Origin of the sequence: Pseudorhodobacter sp. (assembly GCF_034675685.1) — a bacterium.
GTDB lineage: Bacteria > Pseudomonadota > Alphaproteobacteria > Rhodobacterales > Rhodobacteraceae > Pseudorhodobacter.
On the sequence record NZ_JAUCDA010000017.1, the window covers coordinates 214,277 to 230,910 of the forward strand.

The 16,634-nt window shown below is 59.8% G+C and carries 14 protein-coding genes; 4 read left to right on the top strand and 10 right to left on the bottom strand.

The window, feature by feature from the left end:
- A complete protein-coding gene (gene mfd / locus VDP61_RS15380) occupies nt 1-3,444 on the top strand; it encodes a transcription-repair coupling factor (RefSeq protein WP_323007742.1) in 3,444 nt (1,147 codons plus the stop codon).
- 26 nt (nt 3,445-3,470) lie between these two features.
- On the opposite strand, the gene VDP61_RS15385 is transcribed toward mfd, so the two are convergent.
- The 7 genes from VDP61_RS15385 to VDP61_RS15415 all read right to left on the bottom strand — a co-directional run bounded on the left by VDP61_RS15385 (nt 3,471) and on the right by VDP61_RS15415 (nt 11,436).
- Entirely contained in the window at nt 3,471-4,658 is a 1,188-nt protein-coding gene (locus VDP61_RS15385; protein WP_323007777.1) for a multidrug effflux MFS transporter, read from the bottom strand.
- Nucleotides 4,659-4,910: 252 nt separating this feature from the next.
- Entirely contained in the window at nt 4,911-5,576 is a 666-nt protein-coding gene (locus VDP61_RS15390) for a DsbA family oxidoreductase (RefSeq protein ID WP_323007743.1), read from the bottom strand.
- Entirely contained in the window at nt 5,563-7,125 is a 1,563-nt protein-coding gene (locus VDP61_RS15395; RefSeq protein WP_323007778.1) for a class I adenylate-forming enzyme family protein, read from the bottom strand. The genes VDP61_RS15390 and VDP61_RS15395 overlap by 14 nt, the downstream gene beginning before the upstream one ends.
- A gap of 170 nt (nt 7,126-7,295) precedes the next feature.
- Nucleotides 7,296-7,685, bottom strand: coding sequence for a diacylglycerol kinase (locus VDP61_RS15400; RefSeq protein WP_323007744.1), 390 nt, complete (start codon nt 7,683-7,685; stop codon nt 7,296-7,298).
- The gene (locus tag VDP61_RS15405) at nt 7,675-9,309 is read right to left on the bottom strand and encodes a phosphoethanolamine--lipid A transferase (protein ID WP_323007745.1); all 1,635 of its coding nucleotides are present in this window, start codon (nt 9,307-9,309) and stop codon (nt 7,675-7,677) included. The genes VDP61_RS15400 and VDP61_RS15405 overlap by 11 nt, the downstream gene beginning before the upstream one ends.
- A gap of 132 nt (nt 9,310-9,441) precedes the next feature.
- On the bottom strand, nt 9,442-9,573 hold the full coding sequence (locus VDP61_RS15410; protein WP_323007746.1) for an entericidin EcnA/B family protein: 132 nt from the start codon (nt 9,571-9,573) through the stop codon (nt 9,442-9,444).
- Between the two features lie 48 nt (nt 9,574-9,621).
- Complete coding sequence (locus VDP61_RS15415; protein ID WP_323007747.1) at nt 9,622-11,436, bottom strand: extracellular solute-binding protein; 1,815 nt, start codon at nt 11,434-11,436, stop codon at nt 9,622-9,624.
- 282 nt (nt 11,437-11,718) lie between these two features.
- Here VDP61_RS15415 and VDP61_RS15420 point away from each other — a divergent pair, with 282 nt between their 5' ends.
- The 3 genes from VDP61_RS15420 to VDP61_RS15430 are packed head-to-tail and all read left to right on the top strand — an operon-like array spanning nt 11,719 to nt 13,894.
- The gene (locus VDP61_RS15420; protein ID WP_323007779.1) at nt 11,719-12,537 is read left to right on the top strand and encodes a 3-hydroxybutyrate dehydrogenase; all 819 of its coding nucleotides are present in this window, start codon (nt 11,719-11,721) and stop codon (nt 12,535-12,537) included.
- Nucleotides 12,534-12,860, top strand: coding sequence for a pentapeptide repeat-containing protein (locus VDP61_RS15425; protein WP_323007748.1), 327 nt, complete (start codon nt 12,534-12,536; stop codon nt 12,858-12,860). The genes VDP61_RS15420 and VDP61_RS15425 overlap by 4 nt, the downstream gene beginning before the upstream one ends.
- Entirely contained in the window at nt 12,857-13,894 is a 1,038-nt protein-coding gene (locus VDP61_RS15430; RefSeq protein ID WP_323007749.1) for a patatin-like phospholipase family protein, read from the top strand. The genes VDP61_RS15425 and VDP61_RS15430 overlap by 4 nt, the downstream gene beginning before the upstream one ends.
- 17 nt (nt 13,895-13,911) lie before the next feature.
- Here VDP61_RS15430 and VDP61_RS15435 read toward each other — a convergent pair whose 3' ends face one another.
- The 3 genes from VDP61_RS15435 to VDP61_RS15445 all read right to left on the bottom strand — a co-directional run bounded on the left by VDP61_RS15435 (nt 13,912) and on the right by VDP61_RS15445 (nt 16,601).
- The gene (locus VDP61_RS15435; RefSeq protein ID WP_323007750.1) at nt 13,912-14,709 is read right to left on the bottom strand and encodes a DUF502 domain-containing protein; all 798 of its coding nucleotides are present in this window, start codon (nt 14,707-14,709) and stop codon (nt 13,912-13,914) included.
- A 69-nt stretch (nt 14,710-14,778) separates the two neighbouring features.
- Nucleotides 14,779-15,705 (bottom strand): pseudouridine-5'-phosphate glycosidase, encoded by a 927-nt coding sequence (locus VDP61_RS15440; protein WP_323007751.1) that lies wholly within the window; start codon nt 15,703-15,705, stop codon nt 14,779-14,781.
- The gene (locus tag VDP61_RS15445; protein ID WP_323007752.1) at nt 15,702-16,601 is read right to left on the bottom strand and encodes a PfkB family carbohydrate kinase; all 900 of its coding nucleotides are present in this window, start codon (nt 16,599-16,601) and stop codon (nt 15,702-15,704) included. Before VDP61_RS15445 ends, VDP61_RS15440 begins: the two co-directional genes overlap by 4 nt.
- Between the last annotated feature and the right edge of the window lie 33 nt (nt 16,602-16,634).

Genomic DNA, 16,634 nt, shown 5'->3' on the forward strand with positions numbered 1-16,634 from the left:
ATGAAAAACACAGCGACACGGATCATTTTAGGCGGCGCGCCCGAAGGCTTTGACGCCGTTTTGGTGGCAAAGGAACTGGCGCGCGGGGTGCCGGTCATTCATGTTGCGCGCGATGACAAGCGGCTGGAGGCAATGCGCGCCGCTTTGGCGGCTATGGCGCCCGAGGTTGCGGTGCTCGAACTGCCCGCCTGGGACTGCTTGCCCTATGACCGGGTGTCGCCCAACCCTGACATCATTTCCCGGCGAATGGCGACCCTGGCCGCCTTGGCGCAAGGGGTGTCAGGGGCGTTTGTGCTGCTGACGACGTTGAATGCCGCGACCCAGCGCATGCCCGCGCGGACAGTTTTGCGCGAGGCGTCGTTTCTGGCCACCGTCGGGCACCGGCTGAATGAAGCGGCATTGCGCAATTTTCTGACTCGCATGGGGTTTACGCCCAGCCCTACGGTATCCGAGCCCGGCGATTATGCCATCCGCGGCGGCATCATTGATATCTATCCGCCGGGGCCTTTGGGGCCGGTGCGGCTTGATCTGTTCGGGGATGTGCTGGACGGGGCGCGGCGGTTTGACCCCGACACCCAGCGCACGACGGAAAAGCTGAAATCGGTAGAATTCGCACCCGTCTCCGAGGTGATCCTGGATGAGCCGGCGATTGCGCGGTTTCGCCAGAACTACCGAGTGGAATTTGGCGCGGGCGGCTCGGATGATCCTTTGTACGAGGCGGTAAGCGCGGGGCGCAAACATCAGGGGATGGAGCATTGGCTGGCGTTTTTCCATGCTGAACTGGAGACGGTGTTCGACTATCTGCCCGATGCTGCGGTGATGCTGGACGATCAGATCACACCGATGCGGCTGGCGCGCTGGGAAAGTATCGACGACCAGTATGACGCGCGGATGGAGGCGATGCGCGCCAAGGGGCGGATGGATACGGTCTATAAACCGGCCGCGCCCGGCTTGTTGTACCTCGATGATGCGGCTTGGGCGGCAGCGCTGGCGGCGCGACGGGTGGTGCAACTGTCGCCGCTGGCGCAATCGCCGGGGCCGGGGGTTCTGGATGCGGGCGGGCGTATGGGGCGCAGCTTTGCGCCCGAACGCCAGCAAGAAAACATAAGTCTTTTCAATGCGCTTGCGGACCACATTAAAGTTTTGCGCAAAGATGCGAATGTGGTGATCGCGTCTTGGTCCGAAGGGGCGCGCGAACGTCTGCGGGGGCTGATTGCCGATCAGGGCATTCTGGGCGCGACGGAGGTTGCGGATTTTCGCGAGGTGACGGGAACAGGCGGTCTGTTTTTGATGATCTGGCCGTTGGAGGCGGGGTTTACCGCGCCGGGGCTGGCGGTGATATCGGAACAAGACGTGTTGGGCGACCGCCTGATTGGCAAACCCAAACGCAAGCGCAAGGCGGATAACTTTCTGCGCGATGTGCAAACCCTCAGCCCCGGTGATTTGGTGGTGCATGTCGAGCACGGCGTTGGGCGCTATCTGGGGCTGGAGATGATCACGGCCTTGGGGGCGCCGCATGAATGCCTGAGCATTGAATATGCCGAAAATGCCAAGCTGTATTTGCCCGTTGAAAACATTGAACTTCTTAGCCGCTATGGCCATGAAGACGGTTTGCTGGACCGGCTGGGCGGCGGCGCTTGGCAGGCGAAAAAGGCCAAGCTGAAGGCGCGGATCCGTGAGATTGCGGAACGGTTGATGCGGATCGCGGCAGAGCGGCATTTGCGCAAGGCCCCGGTGCTGGAGGCCCCGCATGCGATGTGGGAGGCCTTTGCCGCGCGCTTTCCCTATACCGAAACCGAGGATCAGCTGACGGCGATTGGTGATGTGATCGCCGATCTTGAGGCAGGCAGCCCGATGGATCGTTTGATCGTGGGTGACGTTGGCTTTGGCAAGACCGAGGTGGCGATGCGGGCGGCCTTTGCGGCAGCCCTTTCGGGGATGCAGGTCGCGGTGATTGCGCCGACAACCCTGCTGGCGCGGCAGCATTACCGTGGCTTTGCCGAACGATTTCGCGGCTTTCCTATCAATATCAAGCCCTTGTCGCGCTTTGTTAATGCAAAGGATGCAGCCGCTACGCGCGCCGGGTTGGCCGATGGCACGGTGGATATTGTGGTCGGCACCCATGCGGTGCTGGCCAAGGCGATCAAATTCAAGAACGTCGGGCTGTTAGTCATTGATGAAGAACAACATTTCGGCGTTGGCCATAAGGAGCGGCTGAAGGAAATGCGATCAGACGTGCATGTGCTGACGCTGACCGCAACGCCTATTCCCCGCACCTTGCAATTGTCGCTGACCGGGGTGCGCGACCTGTCTATCATCGCCACGCCGCCGGTGGACCGATTGGCCATTCGGACCTATGTGAGCGAGTTTGATACGGTCACCATCCGTGAGGCGTTGCTGCGCGAACGCTATCGCGGCGGGCAGTCATTCTTCGTGGTGCCGCGGATTTCGGACCTGCCCTTTGTCGAGGATTTCTTGAAAAATCAGGTACCAGAGGTGACCTATCTGGTGGCGCACGGGCAGTTGGCCGCGGGTGATCTTGACCAGCGGATGAACGATTTTTATGATGGAAAACAGGATGTTCTGGTTGCTACTTCAATTGTGGAGTCAGGCTTGGATATTCCAACTGCCAATACGATGATCATTCACCGGGCCGATATGTTCGGGCTGTCGCAACTGTACCAAATCCGGGGCCGCGTGGGGCGGGCCAAGACGCGGGCCTATTGTTACCTGACCACCAAACCGCGCGCGCCGTTGACGCCGCAGGCGATGAAGCGATTGCGCCTGTTGGGTAGCCTCGACAGTTTGGGGGCCGGGTTCAACCTTGCCAGCCATGACCTTGACCTGCGCGGCGCGGGAAATCTTTTGGGTGAGGAACAGTCGGGGCATATCAAGGAAGTCGGCTATGAGCTGTATCAGGCCATGCTGGAGGAAACGATTGCCAAGCTGCGATCAGGCGAGATTTCGGGGCTGGCCGAGGTGGATGACCAATGGGCACCGACTATCAATCTTGGGGTTCCAGTATTGATTCCAGAGGCTTATGTGCCGGACCTCGACTTGCGGCTGGGGCTGTACCGGCGTTTGTCGGGGCTTGCGAGCAAGGTCGAAATGGAAGGCTTTGCCGCCGAGTTGATTGACCGTTTCGGGCCATTGCCAAAAGAGGTCAACACGCTGATGTTGGTGGTGCGGATCAAGGCGATGTGCAAACGCGCAGGCATTGCGCGGCTGGATGCGGGGCCAAAAGGGGCCACGGTGCAGTTTCACAACGACAAATTTGCCAATCCCGCAGGGTTGGTGGATTTCATCAAATCGCAACCGGGCGCGCGGGTTTCCGGCAACAAGATCGTGCTGGTGCAGGACTGGAAAACCGAAGCAGAACGGCTTAAGGGGGCTTTTGCGATTGCAAAAGCTTTGGCCGGGAAGCTGTTGGATTTAAAGAAATAACGCGGCAACTGGTGCCGCGCCTTGTTTCAGTGTTTGTCGCGCGGAATGGACAGCATGAGGAGCAACGACAGCACCGCCATCACCGCAACGCCGATGATAAGCGGCAGGTAAGACCCATCGAATGCAAGGCCAATTGGGGCGGCCAGCATGACAGCCAGAACCGTGGCGATGGAGCCGGTGACCGAGGCCGCCATGCCTGCGATATGGCCAACAGGCTCAAGCGCCAGGGCGTTGAGATTGCCAAGCGTGAGCCCCGCCGTCGCGAAAACGCCGATCATCCAGATGATGAAACCGGCAAAGGCCAGATCACCCGCCAAAACCCCGGATAGCGTAAGCGCCAGCATGAGAGCCGAGAGGATGATTTGCCCGACCAAGGTCGCGGTGATCAGGTAGCGCATGCCGAGGCGACCAACAAGAACGGCATTGGTCGGGCTGGCCACCCCGGCACAAAGTGCGACCAGCGCGAACCACAGCGGGAAAGTGCTTGCACGGCCAAACTGGATGTCGATGATCGGCTGCGCCGAGGAGAGCGTGCCGAAAAGTGCCCCAAAAATAAGGGTTTGCACGATGATCGTGGTAAGAATGGTGCGATGTGACAGCACCTCTCGCAGGGCGGCATAAAGCGGCCTGGCGCGAAAGGGGCGACGGTTTTCGGGCGGCAGGGTTTCGGGCTGACGGATCAGCAGCCACGCCAGCGAGATCACCGCAAAGCCAATGAAGGTGATAAAGATCGAGCGCCAATCAAAGGCCGAAATGATGCCACTGGCCGCAAGCGGGGCAACGGCGGGGACCAGCGTAAAGATCATCATCGCAAAGCTGACCACGCGGGCCATATCGCGGCCCTTGTAAAGGTCACGCACCAGCGCAAGCGACACCACGCGCGCGCCGGATGCGCCGATACCTTGAACCACACGGGCAAGCAGCACGGTTTCCAGCGTCGGCGCGACATAGGCTGCAGCGGCGGCGATGCAATAGAGGATGGACCCGAAAACGATGATGCGCCGGCGGCCAAAAGTATCAGACAGCGGGCCTGCAAGCAGCGTTCCCATCCCCATGCCCAGCACAAAGCTGGTCAGGATCAGTTGTGCGTTGTTGGGGGCGTCTGGCGTAAGCTCGGCCGCGATGGTGGGCAAGGCGGGCAGCATGCTGTCGATTGAAAAGGCGATGGTGGCAAAAAGCATCGCAATCATCGCGATAAACTCGGGTTGCCCCATACGTTTGGCGGTTTGGGTCACAGGGTTACGGCCTTTTATTCAGTTATAGTGCCAAAGCAGCGATGATGACGCGTCAAACCCATGCCGCGCGATGCAGCAGGGAATGGCGCGCAAGGGGGCTGCCGGAAAGGCGCGCTGATCAGAGGAAAGACTCTGTCCGATCACGGCCAAGACCCAAGGATATCGCCTGCAATGGCGCCAAGGGCAAGGTCCAAAAATACGGCGATCGGAAAGCCCGTTGCAGGCCGAACGTCAATCGAGAGAGGAGCGGGTTTGCGGTTCATGGGCGATGGTTGCCAGCAGCTCATCAATAACCTGCTGCCAGGTTTCCACGGGCTGCGCGCCAGACATCATATATTGCTGCGCGATCAGAAAGGCAGGCACGCCGGTCACACCTTTTTGGCGGGCGTCGGCATCGCGGGCGGCAAGATCGGTTCGGTCGGCATCTGTGGCCAGCAGGCGCTCGGTGGCGGTTGGGTCCATGCCCGCGGATTGGGCGATTGCGATCAGCGTGTCATCGCTGCCGATATCACGGCCTTCCTGGAAATAGGCACGGAACAGGGCGGCTACCACGGCAGCCTGCCGCCCCTCCAGCCCCGCCCAATGGATCAGGCGGTGGGCGTTCATTGTGTTGGGGGTGCGCTGAATCGTTGAGAAGTCGATCTCGATCCCTGCGGCCTTTGCGGCTTGTTCGACCCGGGCATAGATTGCGACCGCTTGCTGTTTGCCGCCGAACTTGGCCTCTAGATAGCTGCGCCGGTCGGCCCCTTCGGCGGGCATGTCGGGGTTAAGCTGAAAGGGGTGCCATGCCACGCTGAACGGATGGTCAGGCCGACTTTCCAGCGCCCGGTCAAGCAGGGCTTTGCCGATAAAGCACCAGGGGCAGATTGGGTCGGAGAAGATATCAAGACGGATCATGCTGTTGTCCTTGGGGCTGGTTCCAGACCGGCGGCTGAGGGGTGATAAGCTGGCGCAAGGCGCGGCGGTTCAGTTTGCCATTGGCGTTGCGCGGCAGCTGTGCAAGGTGATGGTAGGCGCGCGGCTGTTTGTAGCGCGCAAGGTTTTGCGCGGCATGGTCGGCAAGTGTGGCCTCATCCAGCGGCGCGGCGGCGGCATAGACACAGGCGATGATGGTGGTGCCGGGCCTCACCTCTATCTCTATGGCGGCGCTGTCGGTAATGCCGGGCAGGGTGGCGATGACGGCCTCTACCTCTAGCGGCGAGACGCGGTAGCCGCCTGCGTTCATCATGTCATCGTTGCGGCCCAGATAGGTGATCGCGCCACCTGCGGCCATTTCGGCGGTGTCGCCGGTTAAATACCAACGCCCCTGAAAGCGGGCTTTGGTGGCGGCTTCGTCCTTGTAATAGCCCAGGAACAGGCCAGGGTCACGGGTGTCAACTGCCAGCACGCCGGGGGTGCCGATGGGTACTGGCTGGCCTGAAGCATCCAACACAGCGACATGGCGGCCGGGTTGTGCAAAGCCGGTACTGCCGTTTGGCGCAGGGCGGTCGGGGCAGCCGGAAATGAAGGTGGAAATTTCGGACATGCCAAAGGCCTCGAATATCGGCGTGCCGGTGGCTGCGTTCCACGCATCGCGGGTCGCTTGTGGCAAGGCCTCACCCGCAGAAAGCCCGTGGCGCAGGTTTGGCATCTCGGGCAGAGGGGTGCGCAGCATCTGGCGGTAAACGCCGGGGGCTGCGGCAAAAATCGTGGCCTTTGCGCGCTGCAACAGGCGGGGCAGCAGCCGGGTTTCGGTGCCGGGGGCGGGGATCAGCGCGGTGGCGCCCATGGTCCAGGGGTCCATCAACCCGGTGCCAAGCGTATAGGTCCAGTTGAACGCACCCGCATGCAGCAGCCGATCTTGGGGCGCAAGCCCGTACCAGCCTTGCAGCATCATCGCGCGGCCAAGAATGGTGCGATGGGCATGGGCCACGGCCTGCGGGCGGCCCGAGGTGCCAGACGTGAAGATGATATAGGCCAGCCGGTTCGGGTCGCCCATTTCGAAAGGGTGCGCTGGCAAAGCATGCATGGCCTGTAGCGCGGCTGCGGGCAGAACCGGGCAAGGCGGATGATCAGGGATCGCGACACCCTCATCCGCCACGATCAGCGCCGGGGAGACCAGATCACACAGCTTGGCCACCTCGGGCCCGGTCAGCATGGCCGAGGTCGGCACCGGAATAAGCCCTGCGGTGATCGCCGCAAGAAACAGCACCGGAAACGCCAGCGAATTGCCCAGCCGCATCAGCACCCGGTCGCCGGGGCGCAACCCTTGCGCGCGCAGGCCGGTTGCCACCCCGGCAACGGCCGCCTGAACCTGGGCATAGGTCCAGACCTCGCTGTGGTCGGGGTGCAGCAATTCCAGCGCCGGGCGGTCCGGCGTGGCTGCGCCTTGCGCAAGCACATGCGCTGCCATGTTGAAATGCGCAGGCAAGCGGGGATAGGGCGGGGCTTGGGTTACTGAAAGCATCATGTGTGGTTGCTAAACCGCTGCTGTGGCCGTTGCAAGCCTGTGCCAGCAGCAAAGCTGTGATCGGGGGCCCTTGCACCGGGATCTGGCGTGGATCAATCAGGGTACGGGCCGGTGAGAAAACCCGATCCTGCCACCCATAATCTGCGTCGTCCCGGTTTCAACCGGCTTCAGGCCCCGAGTGAGCGCAGCAACACATAGCCGACAAACACCCCATTGGCCAAAAGCAGCGCCATGACCGCCAAAGAGCCGAGGTCTTTTGCATCGCGGGCCGCCACGGACCAATCCGGCGAGACGTGATCGACGATGGCCTCGATTGCGGTATTCAACGCCTCAACCGCGATCAGGATCAGCCAGAGGATGACAAACACACCATAGGCCCAAAGCGGGGCAGCCGCAGCCCAGAACAGCAGCCAGACCACGGGCAGGCCAAGCAGCTCATGGCGAAACGCGGTTTCTTGCCACAGGCGGTGACCCCCGGCGATGGAATAGCTGGCGGCGGCAAACAAGTGGCGCAGGCCCGTAATGCGTTCGGGGCGGGGTTTTGGCTCAGTTGGCATTGCGGCACGGTGTGATCAGGTCAAGTTGCGGATCTATGACCCCGGTTTCAACCCCGGCAAGACTGAGCACAGTGCTGAACATGTTGTCATGGCTAAGGGCCGCGGTTGTATCCTTTGCGAGGCAATCGCGCTGGATGCCGAACACCTCGGCATAGGATTGCGGAATCCAGGTCAGCATGGGCACATGGGTTTGGCTGTCAGGGGCCATGAAATAGGGGGCGCCGTGCAGATAAAGCCCGTTTTCACCAAGCGACTCGCCGTGATCCGACACAAAGAACAGCGCCGCCGTGGCCTTGGTTTGCGCCGCCAGAACATCAATCAGGCTGGCAACGATATGATCGGTATAGACCACAGTGTTGTCATAGGCATTGGTAATTTGCTCAATCGTGCATTCATGCAATTCGGCGGTCTTGCAGGTCGGGGTAAACCGCTCAAACTCGGCAGGGTAGCGCAGGTAATAGGACGGGCCATGGCTGCCGATCATATGAAACACCAAAACGGTGTTTTGGGTGATGTTCTCGGCGTAATCCTGTAGCTTGTCCAGAAATATACCATCCGTACATTCGCCCTTGGCGCAGTAGCGCGGGTCGGTTGAGGTAATGATGCTATGCATGGTCTGGCGGGCGGCGATACCTTTGTCGCCGGTATTATTGTCCCACCATTCAACATGATAGCCCGCGCGGGCCAGAATATCGAGCATGTTTTCGGTGCTGGCGCCTATGTCATAGCTGTAATCGGCACGGGTGTAATTGGCGAACATGCAGGGCAGCGAAACGGCGGTGGCGGTGCCGCAAGACGAGACATTGGAAAAATAGGTAATATCACGCTGCGCCAGTTCGGGGTTGGTCGCGCGGTCGTATCCGCCCAGGCTCCAGTTTTCAGCGCGCGAGGTTTCACCGGCGACAACCACCAAAAGCACAGGTTTTGTCGCAGCGGCCAAGGCGCTGGAGGGCTTGGCGTCAATGCCGAGGGCCTGCAACGGCAGGGCTTTGGATTTTTGCAGCATGCGGGCGTAGCGAAGGGCACCAGCAAGCGGCGCGCCCGGTTGATAGCTGGCCATCAGCTCTTTTTGGCCACGGATGGCCACGGAAAACGTGGCGAAATCTGAAAGCAGCAACCCGATGCAAAGCGCGGCGGCGGCGGCACTTGTCGCGGCCCAGATCAGCGCAGAGGGCAGCAAGGGCAGGCGTTTCACCGGCACCCATACCACCATGATCGCGGGCAAAACCCCGGCCCAAAGCACATGAATGACAAAGCTGGGGGTGATCAGGTGTTTTGATTCTGTTACCGTGGTGGTGATCGCGTTCTGGATCATTTCACGGTCAATCGTGGCCCCCAGCGTATCTTGATAATATGAGGTAACCGCGCCGAGGATCAGCAAAAACACCAGCACCGGCTTTTGCAACCAGCGCAGGGCGAACAGCGTGATGATAAGCCATGTCAGCGCAAAGACGGCGCCGCCAAATGTGGCAATGGCCAGCGGATCGCCAAAGATTGCAACATTACGCTGCCAGAAGGTGTTGTTATGCACCGCCAGAATGAAGGCGGCGACAGCGAGGTTCAACAGCAGCGGGGACAGCGCAAAATGGTGATCGGCTGTTTGCTCTTTTGGGGTTTTCGACACGGTCTGGGCTTTCGGCTAGGCTAATCGGCTTGGCCGCGCCGGATGGGCCGCCTGATGATGCGGGACATACGCCCAAGCGGTCAATCGCTCAAGTCTGATGTCTGAAGACACGGCGCACGATGGCGTGACTGCTTAGAAGAACTGCGAGGCCCGGTTGGAGGCCGAAGATATATCGCGCCCGATGCCGTCGACGGTGCCGCATGCGGCAAGTGCTGCCAGCAGTGCCAAGGCAACCAGATGGCGCAGTTTGGGAAGATGTGTCACGTGCCTGTTCTTTCCTCGAAGATATCGCCCCTTTGGATCGGAGCTGTTTTAAGGTTGATACCACCATACATCGGGCTGAAAGCCGGGCCAATCGCCATAAATCGGTAAGGTGGCGGGGTATTTCAGCTCTTTTATATGCGCCAGACTGGAATATTTTGCAAACCAGAAAGGAACAACATAGCGACCAGCGGTCAAAATTCGGTCCAGCGCGCGGGTGGCAGCAATGAAATCTTCGTGCCGGCTGGCGTTCAGCATCGCTGAAATCATCGCCTCGGCGGCTGGCACATTCATGCCCATCAGGTTGCGACTGCCCGGTTCGGTCACGCCAGCGGCCGACCAATAGAAGGTTTGCTCATTCCCCGGTGACAGTGACAGCGCGCGAATGATATGGGTCATATCAAAATCATAGGCGTTGATGCGTTCGGTCATTTGCGCGGAATTGATGGTGGTCAGCGTAGCGGTGATTCCAAGCGGTTTCAGCGCCTCGATATACATATTCGCGATCGTGGTGATTTCGGTCGCGCCATTGTTCAGCAAGATATCAAAGGCAAAGGCTTTTCCTTCGGCATTTTTCAAGATGCCCTGCGCGTCGGGGCTCCAGCCTGCCTCTTCCAGCAATGCCTTGGCGGCGCGGATGTTCTTGCGGTTGGTCGCACCATCCGCAACGGGCAGCGCATAGCCGTCTATCACGCCCGGCAGCAGACTGTCGGCAAAAGGCAGCAGCAGGTCACGCTCGGGCCCGGTGGCTGCGGTGCCGGGGGCCATGCCCAGAATGGAGTTGGAGAAATAGGATTGAATACGCGGCGCAGTGCCGCCGGTAACGGTGGTGTTGATCTGTTCAAAGTTGAAGGCAAGAATCAGCGCCTGCCGCACCCGCCAGTCAGCGAATTGCGGGCGGCGGGTGTTCATCACGAAACCATCAATCCCCGAAGGGCGGGCATGCGGGATTTCGGATTTCACGATCGCGCCCGAGGTGACGGCGGGAAAGCTGTATTGCTCTGCCCATTTGGCCGCGTTGGTTTCGCGGTAGCTGGTGATTTCGCCAGCCTTGAACGCCTCGAACACCACACCATCATCGCCGAAATAGTCATAGCGCACTTCATTCAGGTTATGCCGCCCCTTGTTGAAGGCCAGATCCTTGCCCCACCAGTTCGGGTCCTTGACGAAAGAGATAAAGCGACCAGCCTCATATTTGCCGATGGTATAGGGGCCAGAGCCGATAGGGGCCTCTAGCGTGGAGGCGGTAAAATCCTTGCCCTGCCATTGCGCCTTTTGCAAAACCGGGCGCAGGCCAAGGATCAGCGGCAATTCGCGGTCTTTCACGTTGAAGGTGAATTTGACAGAGCGCGGGCCGGTGATCGTAGCCGATTTGATCTTGGTCCAAGCGTTCAGATAGCGCGGATGGCCGACAGTGCCGAGGGTTTGAAAGGTCCAGAGCACGTCTTCGGCGGTGACGGGGCTGCCATCGGAAAACCTTGCCTCGGGACGCAAGGTAAACTCGACGTAAGAACGGGCCTCATCGGTATCAACCGATTCGGCCAACAGCCCGTAAAGCGTGAAGGGTTCATCATAAGAGCGGCCCAAAAGCGTTTCCGTGGTCAGACCCGATTGGCCCCAGGGCGCGCGACCTTTGAGGATGAAGGGATTCAGCGAATTGAAACTGCCCGATTCGCCAAAAATGATGCGTCCACCAGCGGGTGCATCGGGGTTTGCATAAGGCAGAGACACAAAATCGGGTGGAAGGGCGGGGTCACCATACATAGCTATGCCATGTTTGGGGCTGGCCGAGGCCGGAATCACTGTGCAACAGAGTAAAACGGCAGTTGTCACACTGTAGAGTTTCGCAAAAAATTGACGTTTCATTCTGGCAACAATCCCAATCACCCAAGGCTTATTGGCTTGGACACTAAAGCTGGTTGCACGCTATTTCAAACTTTTTACTTGGCCTACGGCAAGTTAGCGCGTATAAAGTAGGAACTGCTCGATAGGTTTCTTGCCTGTATGAAACCTGCCTCAATAACTCAACGCCAGCCTTGTGCTGGCGTTTTTTTTGGCCTGAGGCGGCTCATGCCGGGGAAGTGAGTGCGGATTGGGCAATGTGGGCGTTTCCTTTGGCGCAGCAAGCTGTATCTATTGCTCAAACTCATTTGTGCAAATGCAGCAAAAAGGACTCGCTCATGTCAGCCACCTCATCAATCGCCGGAAAAAAGTGCCGTCATCACGGGATCAAATTCAGGGATAGGGCTTGGCGTTGCGCATGAGCTTGCGCGCGCGGGCGCGAATATCGTGATAAACTCGTTTACCGATCGCGAAGAAGATCACGCGCTGGCCGCAAGTATTGCGGCCGAACATGGCGTGACGGTGCGCTATATTCAGGCCGATATGTCGAAACCCGAGCAATGCAGGGCGCTGATTGAAACAGCGGGGGCCTGCGATATTCTGGTCAATAATGCGGGCATCCAATATGTTGCGCCGATTGAGGAATTCCCCGTTGATAAATGGAATGCGATTTTGGCGATCAATCTGTCGTCGGCGTTTCATACCACGGCTGCAGCGTTGCCCATGATGCGGGCAAAGGGCTGGGGGCGGGTGGTCAACATTGCCTCGGCGCATGGCTTGACCGCAAGCCCGTATAAATCGGCCTATGTCGCGGCCAAGCATGGGATCGTGGGGCTATCAAAGGTGACGGCGCTGGAAACAGCGGGGGCCGGCATTACCTGTAACGCGGTGTGTCCCGGCTATGTGCTGACCCCCTTGGTCGAAGCGCAGATACCCGACCAGATGAAAACCCACAACATGGACCGCGAAACCGTGATCCGTGAGGTGATGCTGGACCGCCAGCCAAGCCGCCAGTTTGCCACCACCGCGCAGATCGGGGGAACGGTCGTATTCCTGTGTTCCTCGGCCGCGGATCAGATTACCGGCAGCACAATTTCCGTTGACGGCGGCTGGACGGCGCTATGAGCACGCAAAAGGACGGCACCGAAACGCTGGTATTCGAGGATCAGGTCTTGCAGGGGGCAAGCTTTAGCCGGGTTTGCCTTGCCGGGGCCGAGTTTCGCGATTCAGCCATGAGCAATGCCGTGTTTGAGGAGGTTGATCTGGCGGGGGGTACGTTTGAGAATGTGAACCTGTCGGGGGCCAGGCTGCATGATGTGAACATGTCAGGCATGGTGATTGATCATGTCTCCCTGCGCGGGCTGGTGCTGACCGATGCCGATATCACCGGCATGACGATTGATGGTGTGCTGCTGTCGGATATTCTTGTGCATTGGAATAAAGAGTGAAGCCTGTTCGGGTCAATCTGGCCCTTCAGGGGGGCGGTGCCCATGGCGCGTTTACCTGGGGTGTGCTTGATCGTTTGCTGGATGAAACCTGGCTGGAGGTGGCCGCGATTTCCGGCACCTCGGCCGGTGCCCTGAATGGTGCTGCGTTCAAGGCGGGCATGGTTGCGGGTGGCCGAGATGGCGCGCGCGAAGCACTTGCGGCGCTTTGGGCCACGGTTGGTACGGTGGGGGATATGCGGCTAAGCGCGTGGATGCAGCCGGTCTTGCCCTTTGCCGCTGCCATGACAGATGTGTGGGAGGCCACGTTCAACACATCCCCGCAAGGCATAGCGGCCCAGTTGTTTTCACCCTATGCACTGGGGGCTGCATGGAAAAACCCGCTGGCCCCGGTGGTGGCAGGCTTTGATTTTTCGCAGGTCTGTGCCGAGGCAGGGCCGCGGCTGTTCGTGAATGCGACCAATGTGCGCGATGGCAAGATCGGGGTGTTCTCGGGGCAAAAGATCACACCCGAGGCGCTTTTGGCCTCGTCCTGCCTGCCAACGGCGTTTCAGGCGGTTGAGGTGCCGCATCCGGTAACCGGCCGGACAGAGGCATGGTGGGATGGCGGATATTCCGGAAACCCGGCACTTTTTCCGTTGTATGAAAAGGACTTGCCGGCTGACCTTATTCTTGTGGCAATCAATCCTTTGTACCGCGAGGCCGTCCCCGATACCCCGTTGGAAATCCAGAACCGCATCAATGAGATCAGCTTCAACGCGCCGCTTTTGCGCGATTTGCGCGCGATTGCCTTTGTAAAGCGGTTGCTGGCAAAGGGGATGATTGCGCCGGGCAGCATGAAAGATGTCGCCCTTCACCTGATCGCGGATGATCCTTTGATGAATGCACTGACGGCCAGCAGCAAGCTGTTGCCGAACCCCGCATCTCTGGCACGGCTCAGGGCGGCGGGGCGTGTTGCTGCAGATGCGTTTTTATCCAAACACGCCAATGACCTGGGGAAAAAGGGCACGGTGGACCCGGTGGCACTGCTTGACTAAGCCGCTTTGATCATCGCCTATGGCACAGAGGCGGGGGGCTGGGTCACCGGCACGCCGTCTTTGTCCTTGCCACTGGGATAGACCAAACCAGCCGAGATGATCAGCTTGGCGGCATCCTCGATCTTCATATCCAGTATCCGCACATCCGTACTGGGGACGAACAGCAAAAAACCAGAAGTCGGGTTGGGCGTGGTAGGCAGAAACACCGACAGCATTTCTTCATGCTCGGGGAATTTCGCCGCAATCTCGCCCTTGGCGTTGGTAGAGACAAAGCCAATGGCCCAGATGCCTTCCTTGGGGTATTCGACAAGGCAAGCCTTGTCAAAATTCTGATCGGTTTGTGCAAAAACGGTTTCAGCGATTTGTTTGATGCCGCTGTAGATGCTGCGCACAACAGGGGTACGATCAACCAGCCGTTCAGCCCAGTGCAGGAACGACCGCCCGATAAGCCCGCGCGCGATCCAGCCCATGAAAATGGTAAAGACGAGAAAAATGATAACCCCGGTGCCGCGCAGGTTGATGCCGTTCTCTTTGCAGAAAAACGGTGGCTTTGTCGGGTCCGAGGCCCAAAACCGGCTGATCCCGGTTGCTGGTTGATGCGGAGAGGGGCAAAACCAATAGCCAAACCATTCCGAGGGTTGGTATTTTTCCGGAATGAAGGGCAGGACAAAGCCGTCAATCCAGCCCGTGACCGTCCAGATCAGGTAGAGCGTCAGCCCGATGGGCAAGACCACCACAAGCCCGGTCAGAAAACTGCTGCGCAACCCCCCGAAAAGGCCGCGCTTCTTTGCTGCTGCGTGGTTATGTTCGGTCATTTCAACCCCTCTGGACGGGCGCAATTTAAGGACGCCGCCGAGGGGTTACAATGGCAAAGCGATGAGAGATTAACGGTTTCTGCGGGCTTTGCTGATCGCGATGGCAATTTCGGCACCAAGGCGGGCATTGTTGCGCACAAGTGAGATATTGGCGGTCAACGAGCGACCTTCGGTCAGCTCGAATATCCGGCCCAACAAGAAGGGGGTGACGGATTTTGCAGCGATGCCCTGGGCCTCTGCCTCGGCCAATGCCTGTTCGACCATCGGCAGAATTTCGGGCAGTGGAATTTCATCGGCCAGCGGAATCGGGTTGGCAACCAACTGCCCGCCAGTCAGGCCAAGCCGCGCCCGCATGAGATGGGCGGCGGCGATTTCAGTGGCGCTGTCAAAGCGCAGCGGGGCGATCAGGCCAGAGGCGCGGGCCCAGAACGCCGGGATCTCGGATTGACCATAAGCGATGACCGGCACGCCAAGGGTTTCCAGCACTTCCATGGTCTTGGGGATATCAAGAATTGCCTTGGCACCGGCGGCGATGACGGTGACAGGGGTTTGCGCCAATTCGTGCAAATCGGCCGAAATGTCGAATGAGGTTTCAGCGCCGCGATGCACGCCGCCGATACCGCCGGTCGCGAACACGTCAATCCCGGCAAGCCGCGCGCCGATCATGGTGGCGGCAACCGTGGTAGCGCCAGTATCGCCTGAGATCAGGCAGGCCGCCATATCGGCGCGCGACAGTTTGCGCGCGTCTGGCGTTTTTCCAAGGGTTTCAAGCTGTTCTGGCGACAAGCCAATGTGGATTTTACCCGCCATGACCGCGATTGTTGCAGGAATGGCACCGCCATCACGGATATCTTGTTCCACGGTTTTCGCCATTTCCACGTTTTGCGGATAGGGCATGCCATGGGTGATGATGGTGCTTTCCAGCGCCACGACGGCACCACCGGCGGCAAGGGCATCGGCTACTTCGGGCAGGATTGAAAGGGGCGCGTTTGTCATGTTCCGATGTCTCCTGACACGTAATGGGCGGCGGTGGTGATAGCGCGGTCAAGCGCCTCTTGCCGGGGGGCGTGGCTGCGGGTGGCGACGATATGGGCCGCCATGAATGTATCGCCTGCGCCGGTGACGCGGGTCACCATGACCTGCGGCGGGGTGGCGGTGATTACGGCCAGACCCTGCGTGCCTTCGGCGCAGGTTTTGCCGCCGTTGGTTACCAGCACGCGCGAAGCGCCGCGGGCCAGCAACCCTTCGGCGGCCTCGGGTGCGGTGGCGAATGGTTCCTTGGCCAGCAGCCCCGCCTCTTCCAGGTTCACATAAAGCGTGGCACCGGGATGGGTGAGCAGCGGCAACAGCCGTTCGGCCTTGCCGGGGCTGGCCGAGGCAACCCGCAGATCGGCGGCGGCAAACAGTGGCGAAGCGGCGATTTGCGCCAGCAGCGACAGGGTCAGATTGCCATCAAGCGCGATGATGCCACTATAGGGTGCCTCGGCGCTGCCCAAACGGCCATCCGAAAGGGGGCGCAGGATTTTATCGCCCGCCGCCTCCAGCGAATGGGCATCGGCGATGGCGGCAATCAGGCCATTCGCCCCCTCGATCGCCATGTAGACATCGGTTGGCAGATCATCCGAACGATAGAGCGTTTCGGTGATCAATCCCAGTTGCACGCAGCGCGCGGCCAGCTCATCCCCCTCGGCATCGCGCCCCACGGCAGATAGCAGGGCAGGCGTCAGGCCAAAGCGGCGCAGCGTCATCGCGATATTCAGGGCAACACCGCCCGGAAGGCGCGTGATACGCCCCGGCACGTCAGAGCCAAGCCGCAGCGAGGCGGGAGAGCGGCCAATCACATCCCACAGGACGGAGCCGATGCAAAGGATATCGGGCGTGTTCATAGTCATTTCTTTACCTGAACCTTGCCGTTTCGCAAGAGT

Excerpts from the sequence above, each read along its gene's own strand:
- VDP61_RS15425 (WP_323007748.1), top strand. The coding sequence starts at position 12,534 with ATGAGCACGCAAAAGGACGGCACCGAAACGCTGGTATTCGAGGATCAG.
- VDP61_RS15445 (WP_323007752.1), bottom strand. The coding sequence starts at position 16,601 with ATGACTATGAACACGCCCGATATCCTTTGCATCGGCTCCGTCCTGTGG.
- VDP61_RS15390 (WP_323007743.1), bottom strand. The coding sequence starts at position 5,576 with ATGATCCGTCTTGATATCTTCTCCGACCCAATCTGCCCCTGGTGCTTT.
- mfd (WP_323007742.1), top strand. The coding sequence starts at position 1 with ATGAAAAACACAGCGACACGGATCATTTTAGGCGGCGCGCCCGAAGGC.
- VDP61_RS15415 (WP_323007747.1), bottom strand. The coding sequence starts at position 11,436 with ATGAAACGTCAATTTTTTGCGAAACTCTACAGTGTGACAACTGCCGTT.
- VDP61_RS15440 (WP_323007751.1), bottom strand. The coding sequence starts at position 15,705 with ATGACAAACGCGCCCCTTTCAATCCTGCCCGAAGTAGCCGATGCCCTT.
- VDP61_RS15395 (WP_323007778.1), bottom strand. The coding sequence starts at position 7,125 with ATGCTTTCAGTAACCCAAGCCCCGCCCTATCCCCGCTTGCCTGCGCAT.
- VDP61_RS15435 (WP_323007750.1), bottom strand. The coding sequence starts at position 14,709 with ATGACCGAACATAACCACGCAGCAGCAAAGAAGCGCGGCCTTTTCGGG.
- VDP61_RS15385 (WP_323007777.1), bottom strand. The coding sequence starts at position 4,658 with ATGGGGCAACCCGAGTTTATCGCGATGATTGCGATGCTTTTTGCCACC.
- VDP61_RS15400 (WP_323007744.1), bottom strand. The coding sequence starts at position 7,685 with ATGCCAACTGAGCCAAAACCCCGCCCCGAACGCATTACGGGCCTGCGC.